Origin of the sequence: uncultured Boseongicola sp., assembly GCF_937988555.1 — a bacterium.
In the GTDB taxonomy this organism is placed as follows: domain Bacteria; phylum Pseudomonadota; class Alphaproteobacteria; order Rhodobacterales; family Rhodobacteraceae; genus Boseongicola.
In genome coordinates this window covers 1-10,245 of the sequence record NZ_CALJXO010000066.1, presented here as the reverse complement: position 1 = coordinate 10,245, position 10,245 = coordinate 1, and the positions used below count along the sequence as shown (strand labels likewise).

The 10,245-nt window shown below is 58.8% G+C and carries 6 protein-coding genes; 4 read left to right on the top strand and 2 right to left on the bottom strand.

Annotation, left to right across the window (positions count from 1 at the left end; genetic code table 11):
- On the top strand, positions 1–1,352 hold a 1,352-nt coding region (locus Q1B15_RS03925; RefSeq protein ID WP_299750445.1), incomplete at its 5' end, for an ABC transporter ATP-binding protein/permease.
- A 326-nt stretch (positions 1,353–1,678) separates the two neighbouring features.
- Here Q1B15_RS03925 and Q1B15_RS03920 read toward each other — a convergent pair.
- Together Q1B15_RS03920 and Q1B15_RS03915 are read right to left on the bottom strand one after the other, a co-directional pair.
- Entirely contained in the window at positions 1,679–5,254 is a 3,576-nt protein-coding gene (locus tag Q1B15_RS03920; protein ID WP_299750442.1) for an efflux RND transporter permease subunit, read from the bottom strand.
- The gene (locus tag Q1B15_RS03915; RefSeq protein WP_299750439.1) at positions 5,251–6,486 is read right to left on the bottom strand and encodes an efflux RND transporter periplasmic adaptor subunit; all 1,236 of its coding nucleotides are present in this window, start codon (positions 6,484–6,486) and stop codon (positions 5,251–5,253) included. The genes Q1B15_RS03920 and Q1B15_RS03915 overlap by 4 nt, the downstream gene beginning before the upstream one ends.
- A gap of 208 nt (positions 6,487–6,694) precedes the next feature.
- On the opposite strand from Q1B15_RS03915, the gene Q1B15_RS03910 reads away from it, so the two are divergent.
- From Q1B15_RS03910 to der, 3 genes are all read left to right on the top strand, one after another.
- The gene (locus tag Q1B15_RS03910) at positions 6,695–7,351 is read left to right on the top strand and encodes a hypothetical protein (protein WP_299750436.1); all 657 of its coding nucleotides are present in this window, start codon (positions 6,695–6,697) and stop codon (positions 7,349–7,351) included.
- 37 nt (positions 7,352–7,388) lie between these two features.
- Positions 7,389–8,729 carry a PQQ-binding-like beta-propeller repeat protein gene (locus tag Q1B15_RS03905; protein WP_299750433.1) on the top strand — a complete coding sequence of 447 codons (1,341 nt, stop codon included), beginning with the start codon at positions 7,389–7,391 and terminating at the stop codon, positions 8,727–8,729.
- Positions 8,730–8,780: 51 nt separating this feature from the next.
- Positions 8,781–10,245, top strand: a 1,465-nt coding sequence (gene der, locus Q1B15_RS03900) for a ribosome biogenesis GTPase Der (RefSeq protein ID WP_299750430.1), incomplete at its 3' end; no start/stop codon positions are given.

Genomic DNA, 10,245 nt, shown 5'->3' with positions numbered 1-10,245 from the left:
TGCGGTTCATGCTGTTTTCGATCGGTCCGCTTATCCTTGAATTGGTGATGATCGGCGTTGTTCTGGCGGTGGTTTTCGACTTTAGCTATGTTGCTGTTATTGCCGTCACAATCGCGCTTTACATCTGGTTTACCTTTAAGGTGACGGAATGGCGGGTGAAGATCCGCAAGGAGATGAATGATCAGGATACCGATGCCAACCAAAAGGCCATCGACAGTCTTCTGAACTTTGAAACGGTCAAGTATTTTGGTGCCGAGGCGCGCGAGGCGGCGCGTTATGACGTGGCGATGGAGCGCTATGAGGCGGCGGCGTTGAAGACGTCGTATTCGCTGGCGTTTTTGAATTTTGGCCAGTCAGTGCTGATCACGGCAGGGCTGATCATTGTGATGGTAATGGCCGCGATGGGAGTGCAGTCGGGGCAATTGACCGTGGGCGATTTCGTGATGGTAAACGCCTATATGATCCAGATCACCATGCCGCTGAATTTCCTTGGTACTGTCTACCGGGAAATCCGCCAAAGCCTTGTGGATATGGGTGAAATGTTCGATCTTTTGGAGCAGCCTGCCGATGTGAATGACAAGCCGGACGCCAAAGAGCTTGAGATCAAGGGCGGCGAGATTGTCCTGGACGATATCCTGTTCGGCTACGACGCTGCGCGTCCCATTTTAAAGGGCGTTTCGCTAACTGTGCCTGCGGGCAAAACGGTTGCGATTGTTGGTCCTTCGGGGTCGGGAAAGTCGACCGTAGGACGGCTGTTGTTCCGGTTTTATGATGTGGATGGTGGCGCGCTTCGGATTGATGGGCAGGACCTGCGAGACGTGACGCAAGCCTCGGTTCATGCGCAGGTCGGAGTGGTTCCGCAGGATACGGTTTTGTTCAACGACACCATCTTTTACAATATCGCCTATGGGCGGCCCGAAGCGGCGCGATCCGAGATCGTTGAGGCGGCGAAAGCGGCGAAGATCCATGACTTTATTTCAAGCTTGCCCGACGGCTATGATACGTCCGTGGGTGAGCGTGGCTTGAAGTTGTCGGGAGGAGAAAAGCAGCGTGTTGGGATTGCGCGCACGCTATTGAAGAACCCTCCGATCCTGCTTCTGGACGAGGCGACGAGCGCTTTGGATACCGAAACCGAAGCGGAAATTCAGAGCGAACTCAACGCGATGGGCGAGGGACGCACCGTTCTGACCATCGCGCATCGGTTGTCGACGATTGCTCATGCGGATCAGATTGTTGTGCTTGAAAGTGGCGTCATTGCCGAAGAAGGCACTCATGATGAGTTACTGAAGCGCGGGGGGCGTTATGCGTCGCTTTGGCATCGTCAGGCGGCTGAGAAAGATCGCGCTGCGTGAAGGCGCGCGCAGTCGGTTTAAGGAAGGGTTGTGTGGGCGTGCGGCGGATTTTTTCGCTTTCACCGATATCTTCTGAAGCTCGCGATCTAAGCCGCTGATACGCTGCCTTTCTTTGAGTTATCCATAACGTCGATACGACGTCGGTGTTGCGTTGGTGCATGTTCGCTGAACACTGCGTTAGCGCGGGCTGGTTTTTCAGCCCTGCTGGCAAGGTCAAATGACCGCATTAGCGAAGCCTTAACGTGGCGAACGGGCTTTGCCGGCGCGCGTGAAAAGGGGGGCAGTGCCACCCATCTCCTGTGCTGTCGTGCGTCGTGATGGCGTCGTTATTCCGCGGCTGCCCGCAAATCCGGGCTGCCCGCCGCGCGTGGTGCGGATGGATCATCGGATACGTCCCAGATAATTTCGGGGTTTTTGATCTTCCGGGCCGCTTTGCGCAGCGCCTGATCGCGGGCGGTTCTGGAACCTGACCCGTGGCTGAGGGCGCGCAATGTGTTGATAGTTCTATACGCGCCGGTCCAGAACCAGACCCGCAGGGCGAGCATGGATGGCGTGAAGATAAGCGTCAGAACCGTGGCAATGCCAAGCCCGAAGACCACTGCGGTTGCCAGTTGTTTCCACCAAAGCGCTGTCGGGCTGTCGATGGAATAGCCGCCACCAATGAAGTCGAGACTGAGACCGAACATCATCGGTGCCAGGCCCGCCATTGTGGTGATCGTCGTCAGAAGGACCGGTCGGATGCGCGCCTCGGCGGTGCGCACAATGGCCTCGATCCGGGGCATGTATTGCGAGTATTCCTGATAGGTGTCGATCAGGACAATGTTGTTGTTCACTACAATTCCCGCAAGAGCGACGATCCCCGTTCCGGTCATGATGATCGAGAAGGGTTGGCCCATCACAAGCATTCCGATGAGGACGCCGGTGGTCGACAAAACCACCGCTAGAAGCACCAGCGTAGCGTTATAAAACGAGTTGAACTGTGCCAGCAGGATGATGAACATCAGACCCAGAGCGGCAGAGAAGCCGACCTGAAGGAAGGCCTGGCTTTCGGCCTGGTCTTCCTGATCGCCGGTCCATTCCCAATCCATGCCTGCTGGCAGCGGGCTTTCGCCTTCGATCCAGTCCGTGAGGAACGCGATGCGCTCGTTCGGGGTTATCGGCACGCCGTCGTCGTTCAAAAGGTCCGGTACGACATCGGCTTTGACGTCGAAGTAGCGTTTCTGGTCGACCCTGTTGATCTGCGCCAGTTGTGCGACGGGTTCACGGGTGATGAAGTTCGACAGCGGCACAAGGCCGTCTGCTGTGCGAACTTTGAGCGTGTCCAGTGTTGAAAGGACGCGGTCTTTTTCCGGCAGGCGAACGCGGATATCGACTTCTTCGTCCGAGCTGTCGACGCGCATTGTATCCAGAAGCACGCCGCGCGTGACAAGCTGGACCATGCCCCCCACGGCGGCGACGTTCGCGCCGTAGCGACCTGCTTTCTCGACGTCCACGTTGATCTGCCAGTCGATGCCAGGCAGGGGCATGTTGTCTTCGATGTCGACAAGACCCGGGGTGTTTTCAAACTTTGTGCGCACCATGGCGGTGGTCGAGAGAAGCTGTTCCCAATCATCATATTTCAGACGCAGGTGCACTGGCTTTCCTGATGCCGGGCCACGGCTGAGGTTCAGGATCTCGACTTTAATCCCGGGGATTTGGTCAAGCCGTGCCTGAAGATCGACCAGCACCGCGTCGCCGTCGAGTTGTTCCAGAGAGACGTCGTGAGTGTTGGCGTAATCAGCGCGCCGCTCCCATGGGATCAATTCGATCTGAACCTGCCCGATGGTGTCGGTGGGGCCGGACGCTCCGCCGGTATTGGCATTGAGGCCACCAGCGCCTGCAAATGCAAATGCGCTGTCGATGCCGTTGGTGTCGAGGATGACGTCTTCTGCCTGAGCGACGAGTTGATCTTTCTCCATGATGCCAAGGTTGCCGCGGGCGCGGACGTAGACGATGGCTTGTTCGGGTTCGCTTTCGACGAAGAATTCGACGCCGTTATTGTTGGCTCCGAAGTAGCCGAAGACCGAGACGACGAAAAAGCCAATGGCGACGATGGACACAACCGGCATGACTGGGTTGCCGGCGATGAATTTGATGAAGTGGCCAAAAGGTGTGCGGTGGTAGCCGGCGTTGATAGGTCGCTCGCGACGTTCGACTTTGGCGGCGCCTAGGGTAATAGATGACACCATAGCACCAACCACGAAGAGAACTGCGCCGAAGATGCTTCCGCCCAAGCCTGTGCCTTCCCCGAGGAGGTATTCTGGGTTCAGGACCTGCATGGCGGCAAGGAACATCAAGTAAAGCGATGGCGGCACGAGGAGGGCGCGGACCCACCAGGGTGTCGAGCGTTTCAGCGCGGCAGACGAGCGTTCAAAGCCCCGGCTCATGCGGCCGGCTACGCCGCCCATGACGGGAAGGTAGATAAGGGCCACGACAAGCGATGCGGTCAGAACAAAGATCAGGGTGACGGGAAGCATGCCCATGAACTGGCCTGGTACGCCCGGCCAGAACAGCATGGGCAGGAAGGCGCAGAGCGTGGTCGCGGTGGACGACACGATGGGCCAGAACATGCGTTTTGCCGCCTCGACGAACGCGTGCATGGGGCCCGCACCTTCCTGGATGCGTTTATCGGCGTATTCCACGACGACGATGGCGCCGTCCACCAGCATGCCGACCGCAAGGATCAGGCCGAACATGACGATGTTGGAGACGGTGACTTCCATCAGCGCGAGGAAAGCGAAACATAAAAGGAAAGACGTCGGGATCGCAAAGCCGACGAGAAGGGCCGAACGCGAGCCCAAGGTCGCAAGCACAACGATCATCACAAGCGCGATGGCGGTAAGGACAGAGCCTTCAAGTTGGCTGACCATCGAGCCAACGGTGCGGGACTGGTCATTGGAGGTGCCGACTTTGATGGCGTCTTGTAATTCGGGCGGCCACGAGGCGCGTTCGGCTTCGACTTCGGCCTGAACAAGTGCCGCGGTGTCGATGATGTTGAAGCCTTTGCGTTTCACGACTTGCAGGGCGACGGTGGTTTCGCCGTTAAACCGGGCTGTGCCGGTTCGGTCTTCGAAGGTGAGGCGGATTTCGGCGAGATCGCCGAGGGTGATCACGCGGTCGCCATCCACTTTAACCGGCAGGCTGTAGATGTCGCGCTGGTCGTTAAAGGAGGATGGGATTTTGACGGCGAAGGCGCCGGTTGCACTTTCGACTTCACCGGCAGCGATCAGTTGGTTGTTGTTTGTGACAACGCTGATCAGTTCGCCGGCGGTGACGTTGTAGGCTTCAAGGCGCAGCGGGTCGATGATAACCTCGACCATTTCGTCGCGGTGACCGGTGAGAGCGGCTTCAAGGACGGGTTCAAGTGCTTCCAGGCGGTCTTGCAGGTCTTTGGCCACGCGCAGAAGGGTGCGTTCGGGCAGTGCGCCAGTGAGATTCACAATGATAATCGGGAACTCGGAGAAGTTGATCTCGTTGATTGAGTATTGTTTGGCGCCGGAAGGGAATTGGGCTTCGGCGCTGTTCATGGCGTCGCGGACGTCGGCCATGATCTTGGTTTTGTCCCAGCCAAATTCAAATTCAAGCGCAATACCGGCGTAACCTTCGGAGGCAGTGCCGGAGATGGATTTCAACCCATCGAGGTCGGCCAGTTCGGTTTCCATCGGCTTGACCAGCAGTTTCTCGCTGTCTTCCGCCGAGATGCCGGGGAAGGGGACCGAGACGAACAGTGCCGGGATTTCGATGTCGGGTTCGCCCTCTTTGGGCAGGCTTGCGTAGGCCAGCGCGCCTGCCATAATTGACAGGATGATGAAGGCGATGACCATGCGGGCACGGCCCGCAGCCCAGTCGACGATACCGGTCATTGGGTGGTCTCCTCGCGGTAGGTGACCGTAACGGGAACGCCATCTGTGACAAATTCCTGTCCCACGACGATCACGTCGACGCTTGGCGCCAGACCGCCGACCCAAAAGCCTTCGGTGGTGTCACGCAGTGCAATAACGGGTGCGAACGTGGCGATGTTGTCGACCACGAGGCGCACGCCAAGATCGCCCGCGTCATTCAGCGTAAGCGCGGATTGCGGCAACAGATGCGCGGTGTTTCCGGCGGATTGCACGCCAATTTCGGCGGTTTGGCCGTCGCTGATCGAGAAGTCTGCATTCGGCACTTCGACGTCGACGCGGAACGTGCGCGTGGTCGGATCAGCCGAGCGGCTGAGGAAGGTCACGCGGCCCACGACTTCGCGCCCCGAGGCAAGGCGCGCGCCAGCAAGAGCGCCAAGATTTACGCGGTCGACCATGGTTTCCGGCACAAAGCCCACAAGCTTGATCGGATCAAGTTGAATGATGGTGGCGCAAAGCGCGCCGGGCTGCATCAGGGTGCCAATCTCGGCGCTGTCGGTCTCAAGGAGGCCGCCAAAGGGCGCGCGGACTTCGAGTTGCTCTAGGTTGTTTTCGGCAGCAGCCACGCGGGCTTCGGCGGACTGGATGCCGGAGCGCGCGCTTTCCACGCCGCTGACGGCGGACTGCACGCCGGCGCGCGCGGCTTCGACGCTTGCGGTGGCTTGTGCGACGCGGGAGTCGGAGGCAAATCCGCCTTGCGACAGGCGTTCGGCGGCGTTGTCATTAATCTCGGCCTCGTTCAGGCGCGCGCGTGCCTCAGCGACGCGGGCCTGAGATTCGGGCAGACGCGTAACGGCTTCGCGCAGACCGGCCTGCGCTTCGGCAAGGGCAATGGCACGAGTGCCGGGATCAAGGCGGCAAAGAAGATCGCCTTTCTGTACGCGGGCACCGGCGCGCAGGGGATCCGAGATCACCTGACCAGATGTTTCGGCGCGCATAATAACCTGACGAGACGCTTCAGTGCGCCCGCGCAGGACAACCGCGCCGTCGATTGTCGAGGCGGACGAGCGGATGGCAACCACACTGACTGGCGCGAGCGGCGCGTTTTCGTCGCGATCCACGACTGCGTCGAACACTTCTTCCTGGACGGTTTCGGTTTCTGCTCCGGAAAACGTGACGAGTTCATCGCGTTGAAATACTAGAAGAAACAGAACTCCTACGACAAGAATTGCCGTTACGATTGGAAACAGGCGCATGATATGCCTCTTATGGCTTTTGGACGGCGGGAAAATAGCCGCAAACGCCCGCTGAATTCACTGAACTGATCGGTTCAGATTTAGCATTTCTGCTTTTTTTTTGCAAATTGCAAGAGGGTGGTATGATTTCCTGCCTTTGCAATCGGTAAAAACGCGCGATATGAGGGCGCAAATGTTAAAAAAAATGACCGATTAAGGGAGTGCTCAGGTGTCGGATCAAGACTCGTTTATCAACGAGGTAAGCGAAGAGGTCCGCAAGGATCGCCTGTATCGCTTGTTCAAGCGTTATGGTTGGATTGCCGCATTGGCGATTGTGGTGATTGTCGGCGGCGCGTCATGGAACGAATGGCGCAAGGCGCAAGCCGAGGCGTCTGCTCAAAGCGCAGGTGATGCGATTCTTGCAGCCTTGGACGGCGACGCCGCGACGCGCAGCGCGGCGTTGGCTGAAATATCAACGGGTGATAATGCGGCGCGCATAGCGATTTTGTCCCTGATGCGATCTGAAGCGGCTTTGGCGAGCGATGATCGCGCCGAGGCAGTGGCTTTGCTTGAAGACTTGGCGTCGGACACGAATGCGCCGCGCCCCTACCGGGACCTGGCGACGCTGAAGGCGGTTATTCTTGGGTCTGGCACCACGGATCCTGACGAGCGGATCGCGCGGCTGAATGCCCTGGCCCTTGGGGGCGGATCGTTCCGGCTTTTGGCGGCAGAACAGATCGCTTTGGCCGAGATTGAAAAGGGCGATGCAGAGACCGCGATTGCGCAACTTCGCGAGATCGTGGCAGATGCGGAAACAAGTCAGGACTTGCGCCGTCGTGCGTCGCAGTTGATTGTGGCGTTGGGTGGGTCTCTGACCACCGGGTAACCGTCTGGATTAAGGGCCGAGTGAAGGGCACATCGTGGTGAGTAGCAGCTTTAAATCAGTGTCGGGAGTGGCGATTGCTTTGGCGATCCTTGCGGGCTGCGGCGACGATGAGGTGATCCTGCCCGGCGAGCGGCTTGATGTGCGAGACCGTGGTGACAGCACTGCGACGGTGATTGCCGATCTGGGACCGGGCATTGCAGAAGGGCCGGCACCGTCAGTTGGATTGCCCGTCGCGCAAGTGAACGCAGCCTGGACGCATCCTGGCGGAAATGCCGCCCATTCCATCGCTCATCCGGCTCTTCAGCGCGCGTTGGAGCCGATTTGGTCGGCGTCGGTCGGCGACGGAAATTCCCGTGGCCACCGGATCACAGCAGACCCGGTGATTGCAGATGGTCGTATATTTACCCAGGACAGTCGCGCTTTGGTGTCGGCGTTTTCGTTAAGCGGACAAACGCTTTGGACCCACGATCTGACACCGGAAAGCGACCGGGCGGACGACGCTTCGGGCGGCGGTCTCGCGGTATCGGGCAACACACTTTTTGCGACGAGCGGCTTTGGCACCTTGACGGCGATTGATGTTTCGACCGGTGCCGTGCGGTGGACGCAGCGGCTAAATTCCCCGGCGACGGGTGCGCCTGCGGTCGACGGCGACCGGGTGTTCGTGACCACACGCAATGCGACGGGGTGGGCGATTGATGCTGCAAACGGCCGTATTCTTTGGGAAGTTTTGGGGCGTAAGGGTGTGTCGGCTCTTGTTGGTGGTCCGGGGCCTTCTGTCGCTGGCCCAATAGTGGTGTTCCCGTTTGCGTCGGGGCAGATGGTGGCAGCTGGAACAAGTACCGGCGCGCAGGTCTGGGCCGCAAGCGTGGCCGGGCAAGATATCAGCCGTGCATTTTCTGCCGTTGGCGATTTGAGCGGCGCGCCAGTTGTGGACACAACGCGTCTTTATGCGGGCAGTCATGCAGGGCGCGTTGCGGCAATATCGCTTGCCTCAGGGCAGGCGGAGTGGACGGCGCGGGTCGGGGCGTTGAACCCGATTTGGCTTGGCGGTAATTCGCTGTTTTTTGTGACGCCGGAGAACGTGCTGACGCGGCTTGATGCGGCGACGGGGCAGCAGATCTGGTCGGTAGAGTTGCCCTTGTTTGAGGCTCGCCGCGCCAGCCGATCGAAGTCGACATTCGTGCATTACGGGCCGGTCGTGGCAGGTGGTCGGTTGATTGTGGCGTCTGATGACGGGGTTTTGCGCGAGTTTGATCCGGTGACCGGAGCCGTCTTGCGCGAGACGGACCTTGGTCGCGGCGCGGCGCGCAATCCGGTGGTTGCGGGTGGTGTTTTGTACCTTGTGACCGACAACGGACAGATCCGCGCTTTTCGCTGATCGTTTAAGCGTGTAAGAGCGCAATCTTACGTTACTTTTGGGCAGGACCCCATGTCATTTACATTGGCCATCGTCGGGCGACCGAATGTCGGAAAATCTACTCTTTTCAATCGGTTGGTTGGAAGGCGGATTGCTTTGGTGGATGATCAGCCAGGGGTGACTCGGGATTTGCGCGAAGGGGCGGCACGCCTTGGAGAGTTGCGGTTTACCGTGATTGATACTGCGGGACTTGAGGATGCGACGGACGACAGCCTGCCCGGACGGATGCGCAAACTAACTGAGCGGGCCGTGGAAATGGCGGACGCTTGTTTGTTTATGATCGATGCACGAGTTGGAGTGTTGCCGGACGATGAGGTGTTTGCGGATATCCTGCGCAAGAAATCGGCGCATGTGATTTTGGCGGCGAACAAGGCCGAGGGCCGCGCTGGTGAAGGCGGGCTTATCGAGGCGTATTCGCTTGGATTGGGCGAGCCAGTGCGGATGTCGGCAGAGCACGGCGAGGGGATGCCAGAGCTGTTGGAGTTTCTGCGCCCGGTTGCCGAAGAAGGCGAAAAGGCCCAGGCGGCGGTGGAAGAAGCGGCACCGTTGACCAACGTTGATGTCGATGAAGACGCATCGGACGAGATCCGGATGCCGACGATCGCCCGGCCATTGCAGGTTGCGGTTGTGGGGCGTCCGAATTCTGGAAAATCAACGCTGATCAATCAGTTGCTGGGCGAAGATCGCCTTTTGACGGGTCCTGAAGCCGGGATTACGCGGGATGCGATTTCGCTTCCGCTTGATTGGGACGGGATGCCGACGCGCATTTTTGACACGGCGGGCATGCGTAAAAAGGCACGGGTTCAGGAGAAGCTTGAAAAATTGTCGGTAGCCGATGGTTTGCGGGCGGTTAAATACGCGGAAGTGGTGATCGTGCTGTTGGATGCGGCGATCCCATTCGAGCAACAGGATTTGCGGATTGCTGATCTGGCCGAGCGCGAGGGGCGCGCGGTAGTAGTCGCCGTGAACAAGTGGGACGTGGAAGAGAACAAGCAGGAAAAACTGCGGGATTTGAGGGAATCGTTTGAGCGGCTGTTGCCTCAGCTGCGCGGCGCGCCTTTGGTCACGGTATCGGCGAAAACCGGACGCGGCATGGATCGTCTGCGCGAGGCTGTTGAACAAGCTTACATCACGTGGAATGCGCGTGTGGTGACGTCAAAACTGAACCGTTGGCTGTCTGGTATGATTGAAGCACATCCACCGCCCGCACCGGGTGGGCGGCGCATTAAGCTTCGCTACATGACGCAAGCGAAGACCCGGCCACCGGGGTTTGTCGTTATGGCGTCTAACCCCGAGAAGTTATCGGATTCGTATAAACGTTACCTTGTCAATGGGTTACGGGTCGACTTTGATATGCCAGGAACGCCGATCCGGCTTTGGTTTCGCAGTCAGGCAGACCAGAACCCCTACAAGAATAAGAAGAAGTCGACGCCTTCGCGGCTGCGAAAGCACCTTGGAAAGCCATCCCTGAAAGAGT